Consider the following 25,829-nt stretch of genomic DNA (forward strand, 5'->3'; position numbering starts at 1 on the left):
GGGCGATGATCAGCCCGGTGCAGCGGCCCCCAGCCGCTGCTGGTCGCTGACCTGCAGGACCCGCCACTGGCCCTTGCCGAGATCGCCGAGCTGCAGCCCGCCGATCGCGACCCGGACCAGGCGCAGCACCTGCAGGTCGAAGGCCGCCAACAGGCGGCGGATATGGCGATTGCGGCCCTCGTCGAGGACCACCTCCAGCCATGCGGTCTTGTCGCCACTGCGCAGTACGCGCACGGCACGGGCGGCGAGGAACTCGCCCTCGTCCTCCACGCCGGCCCGCAGTGCCGCCAGCGTGGCGTCATCGGGCAGGCCATCAACCTGCACGTGGTAGGTCTTGTCCGGCCCGGTCTGCGGGTCGGTCAGGCGCGCCGCCCACTGCGGATCGTTGCTGAACAGCAACAGCCCTTCACTGGCCTTGTCCAGGCGCCCGACCGGCGCGATCCACGGCAGCCCCGCGCCATCGAAACAGCGGTAGACGGTGTCGCGGCCGCGCTCGTCCTGCGCGGTGGTCACTACCCCGCGCGGTTTGTTGAGCATCAGGTACAGGCGCTGTGGCGCGCCCATGGGCTGGCCATCGACCTCGATCGGCGGCACCGGCTGGCCAATCGGAAATTCCGGGTCGCGCACGATCCGGCCGGACACGCGTACGCGGCCTTCGGCAATCCAGCGCGCGGCCTCGCTGCGCGAGCACACGCCGGCCTTGGACAGTACGCGCGCCAGGCCATGGCGGACACCGGCGGAAGCGGCAGCGGAAGTCGCACGCCCACGCGGTGCGTGGGAGCGGGCAGCGGGGGCAGCAGGTGGGCGGCGCGTGCGCAAGCCTCTGCTCCCCGCGGTGCTTATTTCTTGTCGACCGGCTTGGTCTCAGCCGGTGCTTCAGCCGCCGCCGGCGTGGCGGCCGGGGCCGGACGCGCCTTGACCACGCGCACACCGCGCGCCTTCATCCAGGCGTCGAACTCTTCGGCGGTCATGCGCTTGCCGTTCTGGCTCATGTCGAAGCGCCAGGGCGTGTTGTCGAATTCGGTCTGCGGCTTGTAGGCCGCCGGATCGTTCGGCTTCACCGCCGGTGCGCTAGGGATGGCCTTGGCGATGTTCTGGCAGCCGTCGATGCGCAGGCGCTGCAGCACCTGGTCCAGCGACTGCGACGGATCGTAGTTGCTGCTCAGCACACCGGCCGGCATGCCCAGCTGGTTGCCACGGATGTACAGCTCGTCGGCAACCGGCGCGATGGTCGTGGCCGGCAACGGCAGCGGCGAGGCGCTGGTGTTGACCGAGCAATCGACCGCAGCGTGGGCGGCGGGAACCAGGGCCAGCGCCAGGAAGGCGGCCGATGCAGAGCGCAGCATGAGGGGCATCCAGGAAAGGAAGGGACGCGGCGAGTTTAGCAATGCCGCGACAGCTTTCAAGCGCCACTTTCAATGAATACGGCAACTCATTGGTTTTAAGGATAAAAACCCGACGAACGGTTACTTGCAGACCACCAGATGCCTGGATTGAGTGCCGCAGAAACAACAAGACCCGGCCGAAGCCGGGTCCTGCTGTGTCCTACTGGCAGAGCGTCAGAACTTAGTTCTGGACGTTCAGCTCGGTACGACGGTTCTTGGCGCGACCTTCCGGGTTGTCCGAACCATCCGGGTTGGTGTTCGGAGCAATCGGACGGCTCTCGCCGTAGCCGATCGGGCCGACCAGGCGACCGGCGTCAACGCCGTTCTTGGTCAGGTAGTTGTACACGGCGGTGGCGCGACGCTCCGACAGCTTCTGGTTGTAAGCGTCGGTACCCTTCGAGTCGGTGTGACCGGCAACTTCAACGCGCAGATCCGGGTAACGCTTCAGGATCTCGGTGGCTTCGCTCAGGATCGCCACGGCGTCCGGACGCAGGTTCGACTTGTCGAAGTCGAAGTTGACGCCCTTCAGGTCGATGGAGACCGGCACCGGGCAACCGTCCGGACCGATGGTCTGACCCGGCTGCGAGTTCGGGCACTTGTCGTCGCAGTTGTTGACGCCGTCACCGTCGTCGTCCAGATCGGCGCAGCTCGGGGCAACCGGAGCCGGAGCCGGAGCAGCAGCGACCGGAGCCGGGCCCAGCGGGATCACGACGCCGACCGAAGCCAGCACGTCACCGAACCAGTCTTCGTTCGGAGCGGCAACGCTCTGGTCGTCGAAGTCAGCGCGGTAAGCCACTTCGGCGCGGACAGCAACGCGCTTTTCGAAGGTGGTCTGCAGGCCGACGCCCAGCTTGGCGGCAACGTTGCCGTCCTTACGCTGGCGCGGACCGTTGGCATTCAGCGCCGGGTACTCTTCTTCCGACTTCTGGTAGCCCAGGCCACCGACGATGTACGGGTTCCAGCCGCGGCCTTCCTTGATGAAGTGGCGACGCAGGTCCAGCGAGACGCCGTACTGCGACCAGTTCAGGTCCTTGTTCGAATCGAAGTTCGGGTTCTGATAGTTCAGCTCACCGTCCAGCGACCAGTTCGGGCTGATGAACTTGCCCAGGCCCAGGGTCACGAACGGAGCATCATTGGTCAGACGGTCGCTGTCCTGGAAGTTGAAGCCGGCCGAACCGGTCAGGTACCAGCGGTCATCGAACTCCTGCGCCGAAGCTGCCTGGGCGAAAGCCAGGCCGCCCAGCAGCGCGGCAGTAAGGATCTTCTTGTTCATTGAGTACAGCTCCTATTTCGGGGGTATGAAACCGGTAGAGGCATGGGCCAGCACAAGTGCGTCGATGTACGACAGCCGATTCAGCACGCCACCGCCGCGAACATTATGCTCAGGCGGGTGAAGGCCATGTTAACAGTCCCGTAACATGTGAAGTGTTGCGCCCGACCGTCCATCGGTCCGACGTTGAAACCCTATACAGGATGATGAAAATCCGCAAGACCCTCACGCTGCAAGGGTTTGACGGGGTTTAGGCGTTGGAAACGACACATTGCGCAGCGCGCTGCGATGAGCAGTTCAGCGTCTCTGCGAAAAGGTGAGGAACCTTATGATGGAACCACGAACCCAGCCGGAGCCGTGATGAAAGCCGTCGCCCTGAGTCGTGAGTCCGCCCCCGCGTTGTGCGATATCCGCCTTCCTCCGCCGCTGCCTCCACGGGGGCGCGACCTGCTGGTGCGGGTCGAGGCGATTTCGGTCAACCCGGTCGACGGCAAGCAGCGTGCCAGCACGGATCCAGCCACGCTCCAGGCACCTCGCATCCTTGGCTGGGACGCGGCCGGCGTAGTGGAGGCGATCGGCGACGAGGCCAGCCTGTTCGCGTCCGGTGATGAGGTCTATTACGCCGGTGATGTCACCCGCCCGGGGTGCAACGCGCAGTACCAATGGGTGGACGAACGGCTGGTCGCGCGCAAACCCACCACGCTGGATTTCGCCGAGGCCGCGGCACTGCCGCTGACCACGCTCACTGCCTGGGAACTGCTGTTCGAGCGCATGCCCCTGCGGCTGGATGATTGCCGCCACGCCGGCCAGAACCTGCTGGTGATCGGCGGTGCGGGCGGCGTCGGCTCGATGGCGATCCAGCTGGCCCGCCATGCGGGTTTCGAGGTGATCGCCACTGCGTCGCGCGAAGCCTCGGCCGACTGGTGCCGGCAGATGGGTGCCCGGCACGTGATCGATCACCGGCAGCCGCTCCAGGCCCAGCTGCATGCGCTCGGCATCGACGCGGTGCAGGTCGCACTCAACCTGGCCGACACCGACCAGTACTGGGATGAGCTGGGCCAGCTGCTGGCGCCGCAGGGACATGTCGGGCTGATCGTCGAGCCACGTGGCCCGCTGCACATCGGCGATCCCTACAAGGCCAAGTGCATCGGCATCCACTGGGAATTCATGTTCGCGCGCTCGCGCTTTGCCACCGCCGACCGCATCGAACAGCACCGCATCCTCAGCCGCGCCGCCAGCATGATCGATGCTGGCCAGCTGCGCGGCACGCTCAGTGAGTCACTGGGCACGATCAATGCGGCAAATCTGGACATTGCGCATCAGCGCCTGGCCAGCGGACGCACGGTGGGCAAGCTGGCACTGGTCGGCTGGGACGACTGAAGCGTCATGTAGAGCCGAGCCCATGCTCGGCTGGTGGTGCCAGGCAAAGCAGCCGAGCATGGGCTCGGCTCTACAGATTCCGCCTGTAGCGGCGGATTGGTCGGCATCTGTATCTATTGAAGTGACTGAATCGGGATTACGGTGGAAACAGATTCCTCTCCCCCGAGCCCACCGTGCCCACCGCCCTGCCCCTGCGCCTGCTGCAACTGATCACCGGCCTGTTCCTGTACGGCTTTGGTGCTTCGCTGATGATCCGTGCCGCCATCGGCGTGGCGCCGTGGGATGTGCTGTCACAGGGCATCGCCGCGCAGACCCCGCTCTCGTTTGGCCTGGCCACCAATGTGATTGGCGCACTGGTGCTGCTGCTGTGGTGGCCGCTGCGGCAGAAGCCGGGCGTCGGCACCGTGCTCAACGTGATGCTGATCGGTCCCTCCGCGCAGTTCGGGCTGTGGCTGCTGCCGCCGGCCGTCGGCCTTGGCTGGCAACTGACGATGTTCTGCGCGGGCATGCTGCTGGTGGCATTGGCCACCGGCCTGTACATCGGCGCCCGCCTCGGCCCGGGTCCACGCGATGGCCTCATGACCGGCCTGCATGCGCGCACCGGCTGGGCGATCTGGAAGGTGCGCAGCCTCATCGAAGGCAGCGTGCTGCTGCTGGGCTGGTGGCTGGGCGGCAACGTCGGCCTCGGCACCCTCGCCTTCGCCCTGCTGATCGGCCCGCTGTGCGGCGTCACCCTGGGCTGGTTCGGGATCGGCCGCCGCCCGGTCGTGCCGACCGCAGGCCGACAACCACAATCGCCCTGAGTTGACCCGAATGCCGGCCAGCGGCCGGCACTACCCCCCCCCCGAGTTCGGGGGCAGCGCTGCAGGCGCGATCCAGCGGCCCTTGCCCCGGCCGCCATTTCGCGGCACGCTTCGCGCTTCCGTACGCAAGCGTATCGACCATGTCGCCAGCCAACGAAAGCGCCTATCCCCATCTGTTCGCCCCGCTGGATCTGGGCTTCACCCAGGTGCGCAACCGCGTCCTGATGGGCTCGATGCACACCGGACTGGAAGATCGCGCCCGCGACTTCCCAAGGTTGGCGGCCTACTTCGCCGAACGCGCCGAGGGCGGCGTAGGCCTGATCGTCACCGGCGGCTTCGCACCGAACGTGGTGGGCTGGCTGAAGCCCTTTGGCGGCAAGTTGTCCTGGCCCTGGGAGGTACGCCCGCACCGGCAGCTCACCGCCGCCGCGCACCAGCACGGCGCGAAGATCTGCCTGCAGCTGCTGCACGCCGGCCGCTATGCCTATCACCCGCTGTCGGTGGCACCGTCGAAGCTGAAGGCGCCGATCAACCCGTTCACCCCGCGCGCGCTGTCGGCCAGTGGCGTCGAGCGGCATATCGCCGACTACGCGCGCAGCGCGAAGCTGGCCCGCGAGGCCGGCTACGACGGGGTGGAGGTGATGGGCTCGGAGGGCTACCTCATCAACGAGTTCATTGCCCCGCGCACCAACAAGCGCTCCGACCGCTGGGGTGGCGACGCCAACCAACGCATGCGCTTTGCAGTGGAGATCGTGCGCCGCATCCGCGAGGCCTGCGGCCCGGACTTCATCATCATCTACCGCCTGTCGCTGGTCGACCTGGTGGACGACGGCAGCAACTGGGACGAGATCGTGCAGCAGGCGCAGGCCATCGAGGCGGCTGGCGCGACGATCATCAATTCCGGCATCGGCTGGCACGAGGCGCGCATTCCGACCATCGCCACCTCGGTGCCGCGTGCGGCCTTCGCCGGTGTCACCGCCAAACTGAAACCGCATGTGACGCTGCCGCTGGTGGCGACCAACCGCATCAACATGCCCGACGTCGCCGAACGCATCCTCGCCGGCGGCGGCGCCGACATGGTGTCGCTGGCACGTCCGCTGCTGGCCGACCCGCAATGGCCCAACAAGGCCCGTGCAGGCCGCGCGGAAGCGATCAATACCTGCATCGCCTGCAACCAGGCCTGCCTGGACCACGTGTTCGAGAACAAGCTGGCCAGCTGCCTGGTCAATCCGCGCGCCGCGCACGAGACCGAACTGGTCTATCGCCCCACCCTCGCGCCGAAGAAGGTTGCCGTGGTCGGTGCCGGCCCGGCCGGCCTGGCCTGTGCCACTGTCGCGGCCCAGCGTGGCCACCAGGTCACCCTGTTCGATGCCCACGATGAGATCGGCGGCCAGTTCAACGTGGCCAAGCGCATCCCCGGCAAGGAAGAGTTCCACGAAACCCTGCGCTATTTCCGCCACAAGCTGGCCGAAACCGGCGTGCAGCTGCGCCTGAACACCCGCGCCGACGCGTCCAGCCTGGCCGGCTTCGACGAGGTGGTGCTGGCCACCGGCATCACCCCGCGCAAGGTCAGCTTCCCCGGCGCCGACCACGCCAAGGTGGTCAGTTATCTGGACGTACTGCTGGGCCGCGTCGAAGTGGGCGCCACTGCCGCGATCATCGGCGCCGGCGGCATCGGCTTCGACGTCGGCGAATTCCTCAGCCACGCTGGCGAGTCGCCATCGCTGGACCCGCAGCGCTGGATGGCCGAATGGGGCGTGGACGCCAGCTTCGAGGCACGCGGCTCGCTGGGCCGGCCCGAGGTCGAGCCGTCACCGCGGCGCTTGTGGCTGCTGCAGCGCAGCCCGGGCAAGCCGGGCGCGCGGCTGGGCAAGACCACCGGCTGGATCCATCGCGCCACGCTGAAGGCCAAGGGCGTGCGCATGCTCGGTGGCGTCGAGTATCTGGGGGTGGACGACGAGGGCCTGCGCATCCGCGTGGAAGGCAGCGAACAGTTGCTGCCGGTAGACCATGTGGTGATCTGCGCCGGGCAGGAACCGAACCGCGCATTGCAGGCCGAACTGCAGGCCGCCGGCATCAACGCGCAGCTGATCGGCGGTGCCGATGTAGCGGCCGAACTGGACGCCAAGCGGGCCATCGACCAGGGCAGCCGGGTGGCCGCCACGCTCTGATGAGCGCCTGAATGGGGGACGGAATGTGATTTCCGTCACCTCCGTGGAACCTGAATGTCAAGCCGGGCGGTTCACGATGGGTTCGGCTATGCCCCCCTACCTTGCGCCATCTTTCCGCTCACCAGCCAGTTTCCGGTGAGCTGGCGTGGCCCCACCGATCAGTACTGATCGATTCTTTTTGGGGCTGCCCACGGGGCGGCCCCGATGGCCGCCTCCCCATGACGCCAAGTCGTACCCCGCCTCCTGTCGCCCCCGCGGCCGGAACCGGAAGGTGCGGCCCATACGGAGCAAGGAGTTATATGAAACTGGCCTGGATTCTCTGGCTGTCGCAGTTGTTGCCGCAGCCGGCCGCTGATTCACTGTGTCTGAGCACCACCGTTTACCTGGAAGCCCGCGACCAGACCCTGCGCGGCCAGCAGGCCGTCGCCGAGGTCGCCCTGCGTCGCCTTGACAGCGGCCTGTGGGGCGACTCGATGTGCCAGGTCGTCACCGCGCGCAAGCAGTTCGCACCGACCATCGTCTCCCCCGGCACCCAGCTGGGCAATGACGCGGCGTGGAGCGAGGCGATGAACGTCGCTTTCGACGCCGAGCGCAACTGGGCGCTGCCGGCCGGCGAGCGCCGCGAGATCGTGCCCGGTGCCAGCCATTTCGCCGCGCTGTCCATCGCCAGCCCGAACTGGCGCAACGCCTACCAGGTGGCCACCATCGGCGATCACACCTTCTATAAGGTGCAGAACCTCAAGCCGCGGCAGTCGTAACGATCCGTGCCGGCGGCAGCGTTGCCGCCTGCCGGCAGGCTCTGGGATAGTGGGCGTTTCCCGCCCGCATCACCTGGAGTTCCCATGAAGCTGTACAGCAAGCCCGGTGCCTGTTCCACCGCCGACCACATCGCCCTGCAGTGGACCGGCCAGCCGTTCGAGGTTGAACTGCTGAACAAGGACACCCTGAAGGGTCCGGAATTCCTCAAGATCAATCCGGCCGGCGCGGTGCCCGCGCTGGTCGACGGCGACTTCGTGCTGCTGCAGAACGCCGCGATCATGGGCTATATCGCCGATCGCTTCCCGCAGGCCGGCCTCGGCGGTGACGGCAGCCCGCGCCAGCGCGCCGAAGCCACCCGCTGGCTGGCCTTCGTCAATTCCGACGTGCATCCGGCCTTCTCGCCGCTGTTCGCGCCGGGCAAGTTCATCGCCGACGAGAGCCAGTTCGATGCGATCCGCGCCGCCGCGCACAAGCGCCTGCGTGGCCTGTTCGAGACCGCCGACAGGCAGCTGGCCGACAAGCCGTGGCTGGCCGGCTTCCGCAGCTTCGCCGACCCGTACTTCTACATCACCCTGCGCTGGGCCGCCGGTACCAAGGTCGACCTGTCGGGCCTGGACAACCTGGCCGCCTACAAGGCGCGCATGGACGCCGATGCCGGCGTGCAGGCCGCACTGAAGGCCGAAGGGCTGGCCTGACCTTGGTCAGGGGTCGGATCCGCCTGCGCCGCAGGCGGCTCCGACCCCCTCGATTTCATTCGCGCGATCAGCCGATCTGGCGGATCACTTCCCCCTTGGCATCGCGCAGGTAGGTCGGCACCACTTCGATGCGCAGCGCCCCCGCCAGCGGGTAAACCCCGCGCTCGGCGCGCACCCCTGCCAGGGCCTGCAGGCCCGCCTCGTCCAGTGACCAGCGCGCGCTGTCGGCGGATACGTCCGCCGCTTCACCGCCCCCGTTCGCGACGAACTCCCACTGCCGCTCGCGGCTGACCAGTTCCAGCGATCTGCCGTGGCGCAGGCGCAAGGGCAGCAGCTCGCACACGCTGGCCACCTGGCCGGCGCCGAGCACCAGCGTGGTGACGCCCGCCTCCTGCCGCCAGTCCAACGTCTCGATGAACAGCATGCCGGTGCTGGAGCCCTCGCGCTCGCTGCCTTCCCGCACCTGCGCGGCAAGCGCCTGGTCCTCCAGCAGGTTGCCGCGGTGCAGGTCGCTGATCCACAGTGGCATTGCCGGCTGCAGTACCTGCAGCACGCCGCGCGTGGACCAGCGCTTGACCGCTTCCATCTCCTCATCGGTCAGCCCGACCAGCTGCAGGAACTGCAGGTGGCCATTGGCGGTGTCGCGTGCCGGCAACTGCGGGTCGGCAATGAACGCCAGATGGCACAGCCGCGTGTCGGTCTCCAGCGCGATCGGGCCGTTGGCATTCAGATGGTGGCCATCCTCGAACACGTTGCCGCTGGCGAACACATAACGCGCCAGGTTCTGCAGCAGGTTCATCGGCCACACCGGCGGCGTGCTGTCGGCGTTCTCAGCGGCTTCGGCGGCGAGACGGACGTCAGCTCGAAACCATAGCCGCTGGTGGCGGCATCACTGCTCTCCTTGGCATACAGCTCGGAGAAGCCGTAAGTCACGTAGTGCCAGTGGGGTACCGGCGCATCCGCCCAGTACACGCTGATGCCATCGAGCGGATCCTGGCCACCGAGCGTGTACGGAAGCGCGGTGCCGAAGTGACGTGGCTCCTGCCCGGCATACAGCGGCGCCAGCGCCGCATTGATCGCGTCCCAGCCGGGGGTATCGGTGTCGTCGTGGTCGTCCTGCACGCGGGACTCCTTGTGGGGAAGTGAACCGATCACTTTACGCGGTGGCTCAGGCCTGCACGACCTCACCACCACCCTTGACCACGGCGGCCTGAGTTTCCTGCCACCAGCGCTGTGCCAGCGCCGGGCTGCGCGCCTTGCCCACCGCTGCCAGCAGTTCCGGGCACAGGCGTTCCAGCGCCAGCGCATCGGTACAGCGTTCGATCTTCAACTGCATGAAGTAGCCCTTCAGGCCCAGATGGCGCCGCACCGCATCGCTCATCGCGTCGTACAGCTGCTGGTACAGCGCCGGGTCCTGTTCGCGACCGGTGCTGATGCCACGCGCCGGCACGACCTCTGCACTTCCGCCGATCACTTCGATCAGTCCCTGCGCGGCCAGCTGCTCCAGCGCATCGGCAGGCGCGCGCAGGCCTTCCAACAGGCCGCGCAGTTCAGTGTCGTCGCGTCGGCCATCGACCATCAGCAGGATCGAGCGCAGTGCCGCCGGCAGGCGCCGGCCACGGTCTTCGATTTCCTGACGGCCAGCAGCCGTCTTGGCGTGCAGCAGTGCCATTGCCTCCCCCTCCCTCGATGCGCAATACCGGCGGGCCCTCGCGGGCGCGCTCCCCTGTGTGCCATCCCCGGACGGCACGCGCCTTCCCCGGCGCGCGCCGCGTATTGCAGGTCGATGACAGGCCGAGCTTAGCGCAAGTGCCGCGGGTAGTGCCGGCCGCTGGCCGGCAACCTCGGGATTGATGGGGGTGCCGGCCAGCGGCCGGCACTACCGGATCAACGGCCCAGCGCCCGGCGGATCTCCTCCAGCGCGCCGGGGTCGTCCAGCGTCGACAGATCGCCCGGGTCGCGCTGCTCGGCCAACGCCTGCAACGAGCGCCGCAGCAGCTTGCCCGAACGGGTCTTGGGCAGCGCGTTGACCACGTGCACGTGCGCCGGGCGCGCCACCGCGCCGAGCGAGGTGGTCACCGTGGCCATCATCTCGGCCACCACTTCCGCCGGATCCTCGCCATCCAGGCCCTGCTTGAGGGTGACGAACACCAGCGGCACCTGCCCCTTCAATTCGTCCTTGACCCCGATCACGGCAGCCTCGGCCACGCGCGGGTGGCTCGAAATGGCCTCTTCGATCTCGCGCGTGCCCAGCCGGTGCCCGGCCACGTTGATCACATCATCGGTACGGCCGAGGATGAAGGTGTAGCCATCGTCGTCGCGGATCGCCCAGTCCAGCGAGCTGTACAGCAGTTCCTTGAAATGGCTGAAGTAGCTCTGCAGGAAACGGTTGTCGTCGTTCCACACGGTGCTCATGCAGCCAGGCGGCAACGGCGGCGACACCACCAGCACCCCCTTCTGCCCCGGTGCGACTTCCTCGCCGGTGTTCTCGTCGATCACCTTCATCCGGTAGCCAAGATTGGGGAAGCCCGGCGAACCGAAGCGCACCGGCTTCATCTCCAGGCCCGGCAGCAGGGTCAGAGCCGGCCAGCCGGTCTCGGTCTGCCAGTAGTTGTCGATGATCGGCTTGCCCAGCGCTTCGCTGATCCAGTGCGCGGTCGGTTCGTCCAGCGGCTCGCCGGCCAGGAACAGGTACTTCAGGGCGCGCAGGTCGTGGCGATGGATGAAGTCCGCATCGTGCTTCTTCAGTACGCGGATGGCGGTGGGCGACGAGAACATGGTGCGCACGTTGTACTGCTCGCACAGCGCCCACCAGATGCCCGGATCCGGATTCGTCGGCAGCCCTTCGTACAGCAGCGAGGTGCAGCCACCGATCAGCGGGCCGTACACGTTGTAGGAATGGCCCACCGCCCAGCCGACATCGGAGGTGGAGAACATTACCTGCCCCGGCTTGCAGTCGAATACGGTTTCCATCGACTGCGCCATCGCCACCGCGTAGCCGCCCACATCGCGCTGCACGCCCTTCGGCTTGCCGGTGGTGCCGGAGGTGTACAGCAGGTAGCTCGGCTCACTCGCTTCCAGCCACTGCACCGGCACATCCACTTCCCCGATCTGTGCACGCAGCGTGGCGTACTCCACATCACGGCCCGGCACGCGTGGTTCGGCGGCATCCAGCCCGCGCGACACGATCAGCACATGCGGTGGCGGCGAAGCCGCTTCGGCGCAGGCCGCGTCAACCATCGGCTTGTACGGAATCAGCTTGCCACCGCGCATGCCGGCATCGGCGGCGATGAGCAGCTTCGGCTTCGCATCGTCGATGCGCAGCGCCAGGTTGTGCGCGGCGAAGCCACCAAACACCACCGAGTGCACCGCACCGATGCGCGCACAGGCCAGCATCGCGAACACGGCTTCGGCCATGTTCGGCATGTAGATCACCACGCGGTCACCATGGCCGACGCCGAGGTGCCTGAGCACGGCGGCGAAGTCGTTCACTTCGCGATACAGCTGGCGATAGGTGATTTCGCGGGTGCTGTTGGTTTCGGTGGAGATGGCGACCAGTGCGAGCTGGTCGGCGCGCTCGGCCAGGTGGCGGTCGACGGCGTTGTAGCAGAGATTGGTTTCGCCGCCGACGAACCAGCGCCGGAACGGCGGATTGCTGTAGTCGAGCACCTGCTGCGGCGGTTTGTGCCAATGGATGCGCTTGGCTTCCTCGCCCCAGAAGGCCTCCGGCTCGTCGATCGAGCGACGGTAGGTTTCCTCGTAGTTCATGACGCAGCCCTCCCAGACGAAGTCATGGGTTCGAGGATAGTCCGGCGCTGGCGCGCGGGCCGCCCTACCTTGGTAGGGGGGTGGGGTTTGTTATGCAGGGCTTGCAGCCCTGCACCCGTGGTAGTGCCGGCCGCTGGCCGGCAACCTCAGAAGCAACAGCCGAAGCAACAGCGGGTTTCCCGTGGGATGGCGGGGTGGGTCCGGTTGCGGGGGACGCCGTGAATCCGTCCATGGAGGCTCGGTCGCCGCTTGCTCGTGTGCGCAGTCCTGCGCACACGGCAAGACCGGGGTTGGGCGTCCTGCCCAACCCGCCCGAGGCATGCCTCGGGCCCATGCGGCTCACGCCCCCGCAACCGGACCCACCCCGCCTTCGACAGTTTCCTGCCATCTGTCGGAACGGCGTATTGCTCTGGTGGGTGTCGACCTTGGTCGACACGGTAGATCCACGCCATGCGTGGATCCTTTTCGATCAATTGTCGAAATATTCGATTCCGATGGATTTGATCCACGCAAAGCGTGGATAGACCATCCGTCACCGGAGATCTGTCGAAGGCGGGGCGGTGTGGGTTGGCAGGACCGTTGGCGCCATGGATGGCGCCATCGAGCCCCCATGGGTAAGGGCGCTTTGCTTGCGAAGCACTGCTACGCAAGCGCCCGAACGCCCAGCCGCCAGCGGCTGGGCCGGACCGCGGAGCGGGGTTTACGGCGTGTCCTGCCAACCCACACCGCCCCGCCCAACAAGTAGAAAGCCAGAGCCGCCTTGGCCTTTCGCGTTGCTCCGGTTCGTAGCAGGTGCAGGGCTGCAAGCCCTGCCGAACCCCTAGAACGGAGCCGCAGACTCGAACGCGAGCACCTCGCCCGTCACCGGGTGGGTGAACTGCAGGCTGCACGCATGCAGATGCACGCGCTGCGCCGGTGCCGCGTCATACAGCACGTCGCCAACAATCGGATGGCCAATACTGGCCATGTGCAACCGCAGCTGATGGCTGCGGCCGGTGATCGGTTCCAACGCCACGCGCGTGCGCCGCGCTTCAACATCGCGCACCAGCACGCGCCAACGCGTCAGCGCCGGCTTGCCGCGCTCATGGTCGACCATCTGCTTCGGCCGGTTCGGCCAGTCCACGATCAGCGGCAGGTCCACTTCGCCGGTGTCGCGTTCGAGCAGCCCCTGCACCACCGCTTCATACCGCTTGCCAACCTGGCGCTGCTCGAACTGCATCGACAACGCCGCCTGCATGTCCTTGCCGCGCGCATGCAGCAGCAGGCCGGAAGTCACCTGGTCCAGGCGGTGCACGGTCAACGCATCCGGATACAGCGCCTGCAGGCACGCGACCACGCAGTCCTGGTTCTCGGCGCTGCGGCCGGGTACGGACAACAGGCCAGCCGGCTTCTCGGCCACCAGCAGTGCGTCATCGATGTAGTGCAGGTGGATCATGCGGTTCCAGGAATTCCAAATGAAAACGGGGAAGCCGAAGCCTCCCCGCTTTCTGCGTACCAACCAGCGGTCGGTACCTACCTTGATGGAAGACGTACCGTCCGGAGCCGGTACCGCCTGCATCAGCCCAGCAGGTGGGCGACGCCGGCGCGCTCTTCTTCCAGCTCGGCCAGGGTCTTGTCGATGTACTTCTGGCTGAAGTCGTCGATCGGCAGATCCTTGACCAGGGTGTACTTGCCGTTCTCGGTGGTCACGGCAAAACCGAAGATCACGCCTTCCGGAATGCCGTAGGAACCGTCGGACGGCACGCCCATGGTGACCCACTTGCCGTTGCTGCCCAGCACCCAGTCACGCACGTGGTCGATGGCGGCGTTGGCGGCCGAAGCAGCCGAGGACGAGCCGCGGGCTTCGATGATCGCCGCGCCGCGCTTGCCGACGGTCGGGATGAAGGTGTTGGCGTTCCACTCCTGGTCGTTGATCGCATCGGCGATCGACGCACCATCGGCGGTGGCGAAACGGTAGTCCGGGTACATGGTCGGGCTGTGGTTGCCCCACACCACCAGCTTCTCCATGCCACCGACCGGCTTGCCGAGCTTGGCCGACAGCTGGCTCAGCGCGCGGTTGTGGTCCAGGCGCAGCATGGCGGTGAAGTTTTCCGGCTTCAGGTCCGGGGCCGACTTCATGGCGATGTAGGCGTTGGTGTTGGCCGGGTTGCCGACCACCAGCACCTTCACGTCACGGCTGGCGACCTTGTTCAGCGCCGCGCCCTGGGCGGTGAAGATCTTGGCGTTTTCCAGCAGCAGGTCCTTGCGCTCCATGCCCGGGCCGCGCGGACGCGCGCCGACCAGCAGGGCGATGTCGGCGTCCTTGAACGCGACTTCGGCGTCATCGGTGCCGACCATGCCGGCCAGCAGCGGGAAGGCGCAGTCTTCCAGCTCCATCATCACGCCCTTCAGGGCGGCCTGGGCCTTGTCGACCGGCAGTTCCAGCAGCTGCAGGATGACCGGCTGGTCCTTGCCCAGCATTTCGCCGGAGGCGATGCGGAACAGCAGGGCATAACCGATCTGGCCGGCGGCGCCGGTCACGGCAACACGAACGGGTGCTTTCATGGGGGTTTCCTCTTGCTTGCAAGCGTTTGATGGGACGCCGCGGGCGGAGCCACGCAGGCCTGGCGGGCGGCGGGGAACAGGGAAACGGCCACCCGTGGGTGGCCGTTTCGAAGGGGGATCAGGCGGCGAGGTGCTTGTTCCACTCGGCGACGCGGTCGGCCTGGGCGGCCAGCACGGCGTCGACGTCGCCTTCCAGGGTGATCGAATGGATCACGTCGCCCTGCTTGACCGAATCGACGATGGCCTGGCCTTCCAGGACCTTGCCGAAGACGGTGTGGCGGCCGTCCAGCCAATCGGTCTTGATGTGGGTGATGAAGAACTGGCTGCCGTTGGTGTTCGGGCCGGCGTTGGCCATCGACAGCGAGCCGACCTCGTGCTTCACGCCATTCTTTTCGTCTTCGAACTTGTAGCCCGGGCCGCCGGTGCCACGGCCCTGCGGGCAGCCGCCCTGGATCATGAAGTCGGCGATCACGCGATGGAAGATCAGGCCGTCATAGAAGCCGTGCTTGACCAGGTTCACGAAGTTGGCCACGGTCAGCGGCGCCTTGTCGGCGAACAGCTCGACCTTGATCGGGCCCTGGGTGGTGTCGAAAGTGGCGATGAGGGACATGAAGATCCTTGATGCAGAGGGGAACGCGTCTAGCCACCTAGTTTACACCTGCCTTGCGGCGGCGGCGGCTTCGACCATGGGCGCAGACCCGGGCTTCAGCCGCCGGCGGGGCAGCCCGCGCGACGGTCCTGGCGGCCTCGGCCGTGTGGCGGCCCAGCTGAATGGGCCCCGTGACGGGCGTGAAATCCACCTTTTCGCGAATCGTCAAGTTCGACGTATAATGTTGGACTTCTTTTTCCAAATCCGGCGCCGACTGGCCCCCTTTCGTATGTCCATCGAAAATCTTCGCAACATCGCCATCGTCGCCCACGTCGACCATGGCAAGACCACCCTGGTCGACCAGCTGCTGAAGCAGTCCGGCACCCTGTCCGAGCGTACCGTCCTCGCCGAGCGCGTGATGGACAGCAACGACCAGGAAAAGGAACGCGGCATCACCATCCTGGCCAAGAACACCGCCATCACCTGGGAAGACAAGAAGACCGGCATCAAGAACCGGATCAACATCGTCGACACCCCCGGCCACGCCGACTTCGGCGGTGAGGTCGAGCGCGTGCTGTCGATGGTCGACACCGTGCTGATCCTGGTCGATGCGATGGACGGCCCGATGCCGCAGACCCGCTTCGTTACCCAGAAGGCCTTCGCGATGGGCTTCAAGCCGATCGTCGTGGTCAACAAGGTCGACCGTCCGGGCGCCCGTCCGGAGTGGGTGATCGACCAGGTCTTCGACCTGTTCGACAAGCTCGGTGCCACCAACGAGCAGCTGGACTTCCCGATCGTCTACGCCTCGGGCCTCAACGGCTACGCGGGCCTGGAAGACACCGTGCGCGACGGCGACATGACCCCGCTGTACGAAGCGATCATGAAGCACGCGCCGAAGCCGGAAGTGGACCCGGAAGGCCCGTTCCAGATGCGCATCAGCCAGCTGGACTACAACAACTTCGTGGGCGTGATCGGCATCGGCCGCATCCAGCGCGGCACCCTGAAGAAGAACATGCAGGTCGCGGTCATCGACCGTGAAGGCAAGAAGCGCAACGGCAAGGTGCTGCAGGTGCTGGGCTTCATGGGCCTGGAGCGCATCGAGCAGGATTCGGCCGAGGCCGGCGACATCGTGGCCATCTCCGGCATCCAGGAGCTGACCATCTCCGACACCATCTGCGCACCGGACTTCCCGGAAGCCCTGCCGGCGCTGACCGTCGACGAGCCGACCATCTCGATGACCTTCCAGGTGAACAACTCGCCGTTCGCCGGCAACAAGGACCTGTCCGGTGGCAAGTTCCTGACCAGCCGCCAGATCAAGGACCGCCTGGACCGTGAAAAGGTCCACAACGTGGCCCTGAAGGTCGAGCAGCTGGAAGACGCCGACAAGTTCCTGGTCTCCGGCCGTGGCGAACTGCACCTGTCGGTGCTGATCGAGAACATGCGCCGCGAAGGCTACGAGCTGGCCGTGTCGCGCCCGGAAGTGATCATCAAGGAAATCGACGGCCAGCTGATGGAGCCGATCGAGCAGCTGGTGGTGGACATCGAAGAAGTCCACCAGGGCGGCGTGATGGAAAAGCTGGGCACCCGCAAGGGCCAGTTGAAGAACATGGAATCGGACGGCAAGGGCCGCGTGCGCCTGGAATACCAGATCCCGGCCCGTGGCCTGATTGGTTTCCAGAACGAGTTCAAGACCCTGACCCAGGGTTCGGGCCTGCTGTTCCATGTGTTCGACCACTACGGCCCGAAGGAACAGGGCGCGATCGCCAAGCGCATCAACGGCGTGATGATCGCCAATGCGCCGGGCGTCACCCCGGCCTACTCGCTGGGCCCACTGCAGGAACGCGGCAAGCTCTTCGCCGCCGAAGGTGACAACGTGTATGAAGGCCAGCTGGTCGGCATCCACTCCAAGGACAACGACCTGACCGTCAACGCGATCAAGACCAAGCCGCTGACCAACATGCGCGCTTCGGGCAAGGATGATGCGATCCAGCTGACCCCGGCGATCAAGTACTCGCTGGAACAGGCCCTGGACTTCATCGAAGACGACGAGCTGGTCGAGATCACCCCGAAGGAGATCCGCCTGCGCAAGAAGTTCCTGACCGAGAGCGACCGCAAGAAGGCTTCGCGCGGCGGCTGAGCCAGCACCCCGTGAGCCAGAGCGGCTACAACCCGGATCCACACCGGCATCCGGGCCTGCACGTCATCGCCCTGCTCGAAGCGAGCAAGGCGATGCTGGCACTGTTGGCTGCCACCGGGCTGGAAGTGCTCGGACCGCAGCCGCTGCGGCACGGCATCATGGCCCTGATCCGGCGTTTCAGCCTGGATCCGGACCACGGCACCCTGCCCTCGCTGCTGCACATGATCAGCCCCGACGCGGTCCACCTGGCCGCGGCGGGGATGATCGGTTACGGACTGCTGCACCTGGTCGAAGCCTGGGGCCTGTGGCGGGCCAAGGCCTGGGCCTCCTGGCTGGGTTGCCTGACCGCTGCCCTGTACCTGCCCTTCGACATCTTCGCGATCATCCGCCATCCCGGCTGGCCGTCGTGGACGATCCTGGCGATTAACCTGATCGTGGTCTACGTACTCGCCCGCGACCTGCGCAAGCGCCACCGCTGAGCACTCGCTACACTGGGGATTGGAGCCGACCAAGCCGCCCCATGCGCCTGTCCTTGCCGCCTCTGCTGACCTGCCTGCTCGCCGCGCTGCCGGCGCTGCTTTCGGCTGGCTGCAGCCCGGCCACGCCCAGCGCGCATGCGGCCGAACCTGCGAGCCGCAACGTGCCGTTCCCGTACGCCGAAACCGATATTGCCGACCTGCAGGCGCGGATGACCGCCGGTGAACTGGACAGCACCACCCTGACCCAGGCCTACCTGCAGCGCATCGCCGCCCTCGACCGCGCCGGGCCGCGCCTGCGCGCGGTGATCGAGCTCAACTCCGATGCCCTGAAGGAAGCCGCCGCGCGCGACCGCGAGCGCCGTAGCGGCCACCTGCGCGGCCCGCTGCACGGCATCCCGCTGCTGTTGAAGGACAACATCAACGCCGCGCCGATGGCCACCAGTGCCGGCTCTCTGGCCCTGCAGAGCTTCCGTCCGGACGATGCCTACCTGGTGCGCCGGCTGCGCGATGCCGGCGCCATCGTGCTGGGCAAGACCAACCTCAGCGAATGGGCCAATTTCCGCGGCAATGATTCGATCTCCGGCTGGAGCGCGCGCGGCGGCCAGACCCGCAATCCCTACCGGCTGAGCCATTCGCCCTGTGGTTCCAGCAGCGGCAGCGCGGTAGCCGTGGCCGCCAACCTCGCCAGCGCAGCAATTGGTACCGAAACCGACGGCAGCATCGTCTGCCCGGCGGCGATCAATGGCATCGTCGGCCTCAAGCCGACCGTAGGCCTGGTCAGCCGCGACGGCATCATCCCGATTTCCTTCAGCCAGGACACCGCCGGTCCGATGGCGCGCAGTGTCGCCGACGCTGCCGCCGTGCTGACCGCGATCGCCGGCCGCGATGATGCCGACCCGGCCACCGCGACCATGCCCGGCCGCGCGGTCTACGACTACACCGCGCGACTGGACCCCCAGGGCCTGCGCGGCAAGCGCATCGGACTGCTGCAGACACCCTTGCTGAAGTACCGGGGCATGCCGCCACTGATCGAACAGGCGGCGACCGAGCTGCGTCGCGCCGGCGCCGTGGTGGTGCCGGTGGAGCTGCCCAACCGGGGCGCTTGGGCCGAGGCCGAGCGCACGCTGCTGCTGTACGAATTCAAGGCCGGGCTGGAGCGCTACTTCAGCGCCCATCGCGCCCCGCTGCGCAGCCTGGCCGAACTGATCGCCTTCAACCAGGCGCACAGCAAGCAGGAGCTGGGCCTGTTCGGCCAGGAACTGCTGGTGGCGGCCGACGCCACCGCCGGCCTGGCCGACCCGGCCTATATCCGCGCGCGCAGCGATGCACGCCGGTTGGCGGGCCCGGAAGGCATTGATGCTGCCCTCGCCGCCCACCAGCTTGATGCGCTGGTGGCCCCCACCACCGGCGTGGCGTGGCCAATCCGCAGCGAAGGCGACGATTTCCCCGGCGAGAGCTACAGCGCTGCCGCTGTGGCTGGCTATCCCAGCCTGACTGTGCCGATGGGCCAGATCAACGGCCTTCCCGTCGGCCTGCTGTTCATGGGCACCGCCTGGAGCGAGCCGAAGCTGATCGAGATGGCCTACGCCTACGAGCAGCGCACGCGCGCACGGCGCCCGCCGCACTTCGATACCGACGCGCTGATCGACGCTGGCGAGCCGTGATCGTGTTTCTGTAGAGCCGAGCCCAGCTCGGCTTCAACGGAAAATCGAAAGCAGCCGAGCATGGCTCGGCTCTACAGCGGCTGGTCGGTCTCCGCTGGCACGATCGCCGCCTCACCATCTTCAGCACCCGGCGAACGCACATCCGCAGTGCGCGCCCTCGGGCCACGCGGCATGTCCAGCTCGTCTGCATGCTGCAGCCGCGCACGCACCTGCGGCAGCGACTGCGGATGCTCACGCGCGAGGAAATCGAGCATGCGCTCGCGTACCAGGCAACGCAGGTCGAACGCGTCGCCGGAGCTGCGCGCACTGACCAGCAGGCGGACCTGGATTGCACGCTCACTGGTTTCAGTCACCTGGGTCACGCAGACTCGGCCATCCCACAACGCTTCGCCCCGGCAGATGCGCTCCAGTTCAGCACGGATCGCCGCAATCGGGGCACGATAATCCAGCCACAGGAAGGCTGTGCCGAGCAGGTCGGCACTACGCCGCGTCCAGTTCTGGAACGGGTTCTCGATGAACCAGGTCAACGGCACCACCATCCGCCGCTCATCCCAGATACGCACCACCACGTAACTGCTTCCGATCTCCTCGATGCGTCCCCACTCGCCTTCCACGATCACCACGTCATCCAGGCGGATCGGCTGCGTCAACGCGATCTGCAGGCCGGCGATCAGATTGCCGAACACCGGCTTGGCCGCGATACCGGCCACCAGGCCGATCAGGCCGGCCGAGGCCAGCAGCGCGGTACCGATCTTCTGCACCATCGGAAACGTCAGCAGCACCAGCGATGCGCCCAGCACGATGATGCCGCCCATCAGCACCCGGCTGAGCACGCGCGTCTGGGTCTGGATGCGGCGCGCCTCCAGATTGTCGGAGACATCAATGGGATGGCTGCGCAGGATTGCGCGCTCGCCCGCCGCCACCGCACGTACCAGCAACCAGATGAAGCAGGCAGTCAACGCGATGTGCAGCACATGCTGCAGATGGCCCAGCAACGGATCCTGCAGCGGCGTGGCCTGCAGGGCGGGAATCAACAGCAGCAGCGGCCATGCGGTGGCCATTGGCAGCCCGAGCACACGCCCGATGCGCGCGCGCCGCCGATCACGCCCTTTCAGCCGATGATAGATCCACAGGATCAGCCACGCGCCGATACCGCCCACCACCACGGCCAATCCCAACGGCCATGCGTAGGCCTGTGCGCTCTGCCAGTGCACCCTTGTCACCTCCAGTCGAACCGCCAAGTGGACAGCCTCGCGCATGGCGCATGAGCGTCACGTCAGTCGTTCGTAAGGAGGGTGTTGATCGGCAGGGCTTGCAGCCCTGCACCTGCTGCGAGCCGAAGCAACAGCAACAGCCGAAGCAGAAGCAGAAGCGGATTTCCTGTGGGATGGCGGGGTGGGTCCGGTTGCGGGAGACGCAGTAAACCCTTCCATGGGGCTTGGCCGCGGCATCCATGCCGCGGACACTCCCGCAACCGCCCCCCCCCGCCTTCGACAGTTTTCTGCGATCTGTCGGCATTTTTTGTAGCGCCGAGCCATGCTCGACTCAGATCGTTCCGATATCGAAATATTCGATGTCGATCGAGATTCATCCACGCATGGCGTGGATCTGTAGTGTCGACCAAGGTCGACACCTACCAACAGCCGCGAAGATCTGTCAGAGGTGGGGCGGTGTGGGCAGGCAGGACCGTTGGCGCCATGGATGGCGCCATCGAGCCCCCATGGATGGGTTCACGGCGTGTCCTGCCTGCCCACACCGCCCCGCCATCCCACGGAATGCCCGCTTCTGCCGTTGCAGTTGCTTCGGCTTCTGGCAGGTGCAGGGCTGCAAGCCCTGCCGAAAAACCCTTACCGCACTTGCTCCTGCTTGCGTACGATCGCCATCGCGATTTCCAGCGACTGCTCGTAGTTCAACCGCGGGTCCACCGTTGAACGATACGCGCGCTCCAGGTCGCGCTCGGTCAGTTCGCGCGCGCCGCCGATGCACTCGGTCACGTCCTCGCCGGTCAGTTCCAGATGCACACCGCCCAGGCGCGTACCGGCGGCCGCATGCAGGTCGAACGACATCTCCACCTCGCCACGCACGTTGTCGAAGCGACGTGTCTTGAAACCGTTGGCGGTGCTTTCGGTATTGCCATGCATCGCATCGCACACCCACAGCACGCGGCGACCATCACGCTTGACCGCGTCCAGCAGCGGCGGCAGTTTCTCGGCGATCTGCGCGGCACCCATGCGGTGGATGAAGCTCAGGCGGCCCGGCTCGTCATGCGGGTTGAGCACATCGATCAGGCGCAGCAGCTGGTCCGGCGTCACCGACGGGCCCACCTTGATCGCAATCGGATTGCGCACGCCACGCAGGTATTCCACGTGCGCGCCATCCAGCGCAGCCGTGCGCATGCCGATCCACGGGTAATGCGTGCTCAGGTTCAACCAGCCCTGCTGGCGGGGCACCTGGCGGGTCAGTGCCTGCTCGTACGGCAACAGCAGCGCTTCATGCGAGGTGTAGAAGTCGATGCGGTTGAGGTTGTGCACGCGGGCCCCGGCCAACGTCTCCATGAAATGCACGGCATCGCCGATCGAGGCCACCATCTTCTGGTACTCGGCGGCCAGCGGCGAATGGCTCACCCATTCCAGGTTCCAGTACTCGGGGTGGTGCAGGTCGGCGAAACCACCATCGATCAGCGCCCGTACGAAGTTCATCGTCATCGCCGAATGCGCGTGCGCCTGCAGCATCCGCTTCGGGTCCGGCAGGCGCGCTGCTTCAGTGAAGGCCGGCGCATTGATGACATCGCCGCGGTAGCTCGGCAGGGTCACACCGTCGCGCGTCTCGGTATCGGCCGAACGCGGCTTGGCGTACTGGCCGGCGAAACGACCCACGCGGATCACCGGCTGGCGCAGCCCATGCACCAGCACCAGGCTCATCTGCAGCAGCACCTTCAGGCGGTTGGAGATGGTGCCCGATTCGCAGTCGCTGAAGTTCTCGGCGCAGTCGCCGCCCTGCAGCAGGAAGCGCTTGCCCTCCTGGGCCTCCGCCAACTGCTGCTTCAGGGCCAGGATCTCCCACGAGGTGACCAGCGGCGGCAGCCGCTTCAGCTCGTGCAGGGCAGCGTCCAGCGCCACCGGGTCCGGGTAGGTCGGCATCTGCAGCGCGGTCTTGCCACGCCAGCTCTCCGGCGACCAGGCAGCGCCGGTGGCGGCTGCGACGGGATCGGGGACAGGCGAAACGGCGGACAGGCTCATTGCAGGCTTCCGGAGGTGGGGGACGTTCATGGTCGCAGAGCCGACCGCTGTCGCAAAGGGCCGAACGGCGTCTGCACATGACTGAACGCCGGGGAAAGGGCATCGCCATTGGCCAAAAGCGGCATGCCCACGGCCAGCCGGTCAGGCGCATGATTCGCCACGCACTGTTACGAAGTAACACTCAATCCCCAATGGCCCCTTCCACAGCCTATCCGCCATGAAGCCCTCCCTGCTTGCTACCGGCATCACCTTCGCCCTGACCCTGGCCAGCCTGCCTTCCCTCGCCGTGGCCGCCGATGCCGCCGCTCCCGTGAAGGACCTCGACGCGGTCACCGTCCACGCCCAGCTCGACCAGGCCCGCAACACGCTGTCGCCGGACATCGGCAGCAGCCAGTACCAGATCACCGCCGAGGACATCCAGAAGCAGCCGCTGGGCGCCTCCGCGCCGCTCAGCCAGGTGCTGCTGCAGGCGCCCGGCGTGGTCCAGGATTCCTACGGCGGCGTGCACGTGCGCGGCGACCACGCCAATCTGCAGTACCGCATCAACGGCGTGCTGCTGCCCGAATCGATCTCGGGCTTCGGCCAGACGCTGGATGCACGCACCATCAAGAGCATCCGCCTGATGGATGGCGCGCTGCCGGCGCAGTTCGGCGAGCGCACCGCTGCAGTGGTCGACATCACCACCCGCAGCGGCGCCGAGCTCGGCAACGGCGGCAGCGCCGGGCTGGCCGCAGGCTCGTTCGGCAAGATCAATCCCAACGCCTCGTGGTGGGGCAACCAGGGGCGCTGGAGCTGGTTCCTGACTGGCAACTACGACCAGAACGAGGTTGGCCTGGAGAACCCGGCCCGCTCGCGCAAGCCGCTGCACGACGACACCCACCAGGGCAAAGCGTTCGCTGACCTTACCTACCTCGTCAACGAGAACACCCGCCTGAGCGTGTTCGCCGGCTTTGCGAACAATCGCTTCCAGATCCCGGTCAACCCCGGGCAGACGCCGCAGTTCGGTTACCTCGATACCACCACCTTCGACTCCAGCCAGCTGGATGAAACCCAGCGCGAGGCCACCCGCTTCGGCATGCTGGTGCTGCAGGGCACGTTGGGCAGCACCGCATATCAGCTCTCGGCCGGGCAGCGCTACAGCGATGTGGCATTCCATCCGGATGTCGTCGGCGACCTGGTGTTCAGTGGCGTCGCCTCGCAGGTGCAACGCAGCAACCGCGCCAACACGCTGCAGGCCGATTTCTCCACCCCACTGGGCAACGATCACACGCTGCGCTATGGCCTGTACGGCAACTACGAGAATGCGCGGGCCAGCAACAGCAGCTGGGTGTTTCCGGTCGATGACGCCGGCCAGCAGTCCAGCACCACACCGCTGCTGATACCTGACCGCAGTGCCTTCCATGCCAGCACGCTGGCGCTGTACGTGCAGGATGAATGGAAGATCGGCGACGACTGGACCGTCAACTACGGCCTGCGCGGCGACCGCTACAAGGCCTTTGGCCACACCGAGGGCCAGCTCAGCCCCCGCATGGGAGTGGTCTGGAATGCCAGCGACAGCACCACCGTGCATGCCGGCTATTCGCGTTACTTCACGCCACCGGCCAGTGAGCTGATCGCCAGCAGCGATATCGCCCTATACGACGGCACCACCAACCAGCAGCCCAGCGGCGGCAACAACACGCCACTGGCCGAACGCAGCGACTACTACGACATCGGCGTGTCGCAGCAGGTGGGCGACCACCTCACCCTGGGCTTGGACGCCTACGATCGCCGCGTTGCGCGCCTGCAGGACGAAGGCCAGTTCGGCGCGGCCTACATCTACTCGACGTTCAACTATCGCCGTGGCCACATCCGTGGGCTGGAGTTCAGTGCCGACTACAGCAACGGCCCGTTCAGCGCCTACTTCAACGCGGCGTACAACAAGGCCATCGGCACCCAGGTGATCACCAGCCAGTACAACCTCGATCCGGACGCGCTGGCCTATGTGGCCGACCACTGGATCCACCTCGACCACGACCAGAAACTGACCTCATCGGGTGGCTTCAGCTACGCCTTTGCCGGACACAACCGGATCGGTGCCAACTACGTGTTCGGCAGCGGCCTGCGTTCGGACATCGAGGGCGTACCCAACGGCGGCGAGCTGCCGTCGTACCTGCAGGTGAACCTCAGCGCCGGGCACGACTTCAATGCCGACAGCGGCCATCCGTTGCACGTCCAACTGGCCGTGATCAACGCACTGGATCGCAGCTACCAGCTGCGCGACGGTGGCGGTGTCGGCGTCTTCGCCCCGCAGTGGGGACCGCGCCGAGGTGCTTACCTGAGCCTGCAGCAGGATTTCTGAGGTAGCGCCGGCCGCTGGCCGGTATTCCCACGGTGTGCCGGCCAGCGGCCGGCACTACCCTGCGTTCAGCGCTTGACCCTGCGCAGCGACACCACCAGCGCCCACAGCGCCAGCAGCACGAACCACACGCCCGACCACATCGGCATGGTCAGGCCCAAGAAGGTCCAGTCGATGTTGCCGCAGTTGCCGGTACCGGTGAGCACCGTGCGGAACACTTCCAGCGGCCCCATGGTCTCGCGCAGGAAGCTCAGCGGCGGGCCGCAGGTCGCGCCCATCTCCGGCGGCAGCATCTGCACGTAGACGTGGCGCGCGGCAATGCCGACGCCTACCGCGGCGGCAATGAAGGCGAGAATCCCGTAGGTCGCGCGTCCCGGGCGGTTGGACGGCCCGTGCAGCGCACCGATCAGGAACAGCAGGCCCAGCGCGGCGAAGGCCAGCCGCTGGAAGATGCACAGCGGACACGGCTCCAGGCCCATCTTCAGCTGCAGGAAGATCGCGTAGCCGAGCAGGCCCGCGCAGATCAGGAAGCCCAGGAAGAACTGGGCGCGGAAGGGCCAGCGCAGTGGATTCATCGTCAACGCTCGAATGGATCAGGGCGCCAAGCG

At 66.6% G+C, this 25,829-nt stretch carries 20 protein-coding genes and 1 pseudogene; 9 read left to right on the plus strand and 12 right to left on the minus strand.

Annotated elements, in window-relative coordinates; translation table 11 throughout:
* Positions 1 to 9: 9 nt before the first annotated feature.
* The 3 genes from BN1263_RS07000 to BN1263_RS07010 all read right to left on the minus strand — a co-directional run bounded on the left by BN1263_RS07000 (position 10) and on the right by BN1263_RS07010 (position 2,658).
* Entirely contained in the window at positions 10 to 819 is an 810-nt protein-coding gene (locus tag BN1263_RS07000; RefSeq protein WP_019659557.1) for a pseudouridine synthase, read from the minus strand.
* A gap of 20 nt (positions 820 to 839) precedes the next feature.
* The gene (locus BN1263_RS07005; RefSeq protein ID WP_014646073.1) at positions 840 to 1,346 is read right to left on the minus strand and encodes a hypothetical protein; all 507 of its coding nucleotides are present in this window, start codon (positions 1,344 to 1,346) and stop codon (positions 840 to 842) included.
* Positions 1,347 to 1,566: 220 nt separating this feature from the next.
* Positions 1,567 to 2,658, minus strand: a complete 1,092-nt coding sequence (locus BN1263_RS07010) for an OmpA family protein (RefSeq protein WP_019659558.1) — start codon at positions 2,656 to 2,658, stop codon at positions 1,567 to 1,569.
* Positions 2,659 to 3,015: 357 nt separating this feature from the next.
* Between BN1263_RS07010 and BN1263_RS07015 the strand changes: the two genes are divergently transcribed.
* The 5 genes from BN1263_RS07015 (at position 3,016) to BN1263_RS07035 (ending at position 8,463) form a co-directional block, all read left to right on the plus strand.
* Positions 3,016 to 4,035: a zinc-binding alcohol dehydrogenase family protein gene (locus tag BN1263_RS07015; protein WP_058980340.1), complete on the plus strand. Its 1,020-nt coding sequence runs from the start codon at positions 3,016 to 3,018 to the stop codon at positions 4,033 to 4,035.
* A 173-nt stretch (positions 4,036 to 4,208) separates the two neighbouring features.
* Complete coding sequence (yczE, locus tag BN1263_RS07020; protein WP_021202254.1) at positions 4,209 to 4,838, plus strand: membrane protein YczE; 630 nt, start codon at positions 4,209 to 4,211, stop codon at positions 4,836 to 4,838.
* A 140-nt stretch (positions 4,839 to 4,978) separates the two neighbouring features.
* Positions 4,979 to 7,009: an NADPH-dependent 2,4-dienoyl-CoA reductase gene (locus tag BN1263_RS07025; protein WP_058980341.1), complete on the plus strand. Its 2,031-nt coding sequence runs from the start codon at positions 4,979 to 4,981 to the stop codon at positions 7,007 to 7,009.
* A gap of 299 nt (positions 7,010 to 7,308) precedes the next feature.
* Positions 7,309 to 7,767, plus strand: a complete 459-nt coding sequence (locus BN1263_RS07030) for a cell wall hydrolase (protein ID WP_004154513.1) — start codon at positions 7,309 to 7,311, stop codon at positions 7,765 to 7,767.
* 84 nt (positions 7,768 to 7,851) lie between these two features.
* The gene (locus tag BN1263_RS07035) at positions 7,852 to 8,463 is read left to right on the plus strand and encodes a glutathione S-transferase N-terminal domain-containing protein (protein WP_019659563.1); all 612 of its coding nucleotides are present in this window, start codon (positions 7,852 to 7,854) and stop codon (positions 8,461 to 8,463) included.
* 67 nt (positions 8,464 to 8,530) lie between these two features.
* Here BN1263_RS07035 and BN1263_RS07040 read toward each other — a convergent pair.
* The 6 genes and pseudogenes from BN1263_RS07040 to BN1263_RS07065 form a co-directional block, all read right to left on the minus strand.
* Positions 8,531 to 9,585: pseudogene (locus BN1263_RS07040) on the minus strand (suppressor of fused domain protein).
* A gap of 46 nt (positions 9,586 to 9,631) precedes the next feature.
* A complete protein-coding gene (locus tag BN1263_RS07045) occupies positions 9,632 to 10,135 on the minus strand; it encodes a hypothetical protein (protein WP_058980342.1) in 504 nt (167 codons plus the stop codon).
* A gap of 215 nt (positions 10,136 to 10,350) precedes the next feature.
* Complete coding sequence (prpE, locus tag BN1263_RS07050; RefSeq protein ID WP_058980343.1) at positions 10,351 to 12,231, minus strand: propionate--CoA ligase; 1,881 nt, start codon at positions 12,229 to 12,231, stop codon at positions 10,351 to 10,353.
* An 820-nt stretch (positions 12,232 to 13,051) separates the two neighbouring features.
* Positions 13,052 to 13,666, minus strand: coding sequence for an RluA family pseudouridine synthase (locus BN1263_RS07055; protein WP_058980344.1), 615 nt, complete (start codon positions 13,664 to 13,666; stop codon positions 13,052 to 13,054).
* A 122-nt stretch (positions 13,667 to 13,788) separates the two neighbouring features.
* Positions 13,789 to 14,775: a malate dehydrogenase gene (locus tag BN1263_RS07060; protein ID WP_005415428.1), complete on the minus strand. Its 987-nt coding sequence runs from the start codon at positions 14,773 to 14,775 to the stop codon at positions 13,789 to 13,791.
* A 118-nt stretch (positions 14,776 to 14,893) separates the two neighbouring features.
* Positions 14,894 to 15,385 carry a peptidylprolyl isomerase gene (locus BN1263_RS07065; RefSeq protein WP_005408225.1) on the minus strand — a complete coding sequence of 164 codons (492 nt, stop codon included), beginning with the start codon at positions 15,383 to 15,385 and terminating at the stop codon, positions 14,894 to 14,896.
* Between the two features lie 268 nt (positions 15,386 to 15,653).
* Between BN1263_RS07065 and typA the strand changes: the two genes are divergently transcribed.
* From typA to BN1263_RS07080, 3 genes are read left to right on the plus strand one after another with little or no spacing between them, the layout of a single operon-like run.
* Positions 15,654 to 17,501: a translational GTPase TypA gene (gene typA / locus BN1263_RS07070; RefSeq protein ID WP_026346967.1), complete on the plus strand. Its 1,848-nt coding sequence runs from the start codon at positions 15,654 to 15,656 to the stop codon at positions 17,499 to 17,501.
* Between the two features lie 11 nt (positions 17,502 to 17,512).
* Positions 17,513 to 17,980, plus strand: coding sequence for a DUF2127 domain-containing protein (locus BN1263_RS07075; protein ID WP_019659569.1), 468 nt, complete (start codon positions 17,513 to 17,515; stop codon positions 17,978 to 17,980).
* A 41-nt stretch (positions 17,981 to 18,021) separates the two neighbouring features.
* Complete coding sequence (locus BN1263_RS07080; RefSeq protein ID WP_058980345.1) at positions 18,022 to 19,644, plus strand: amidase; 1,623 nt, start codon at positions 18,022 to 18,024, stop codon at positions 19,642 to 19,644.
* Between the two features lie 71 nt (positions 19,645 to 19,715).
* Here BN1263_RS07080 and BN1263_RS07085 read toward each other — a convergent pair whose 3' ends face one another.
* Together BN1263_RS07085 and BN1263_RS07090 are read right to left on the minus strand one after the other, a co-directional pair.
* Positions 19,716 to 20,903, minus strand: a complete 1,188-nt coding sequence (locus BN1263_RS07085; protein WP_448226379.1) for a mechanosensitive ion channel family protein — start codon at positions 20,901 to 20,903, stop codon at positions 19,716 to 19,718.
* Positions 20,904 to 21,491: 588 nt separating this feature from the next.
* Complete coding sequence (locus BN1263_RS07090; protein WP_019659572.1) at positions 21,492 to 22,883, minus strand: class II 3-deoxy-7-phosphoheptulonate synthase; 1,392 nt, start codon at positions 22,881 to 22,883, stop codon at positions 21,492 to 21,494.
* 217 nt (positions 22,884 to 23,100) lie between these two features.
* Between BN1263_RS07090 and BN1263_RS07095 the strand changes: the two genes are divergently transcribed.
* Positions 23,101 to 25,224, plus strand: coding sequence for a TonB-dependent receptor (locus BN1263_RS07095; protein WP_058980347.1), 2,124 nt, complete (start codon positions 23,101 to 23,103; stop codon positions 25,222 to 25,224).
* A 65-nt stretch (positions 25,225 to 25,289) separates the two neighbouring features.
* Here the strand turns inward: BN1263_RS07095 and BN1263_RS07100 are convergent, their stop codons facing one another.
* A complete protein-coding gene (locus tag BN1263_RS07100) occupies positions 25,290 to 25,796 on the minus strand; it encodes a disulfide bond formation protein B (protein WP_058980348.1) in 507 nt (168 codons plus the stop codon).
* Between the last annotated feature and the right edge of the window lie 33 nt (positions 25,797 to 25,829).

It is taken from the genome of Stenotrophomonas thermophila (assembly GCF_001499715.1).
GTDB lineage: Bacteria > Pseudomonadota > Gammaproteobacteria > Xanthomonadales > Xanthomonadaceae > Stenotrophomonas > Stenotrophomonas hibiscicola.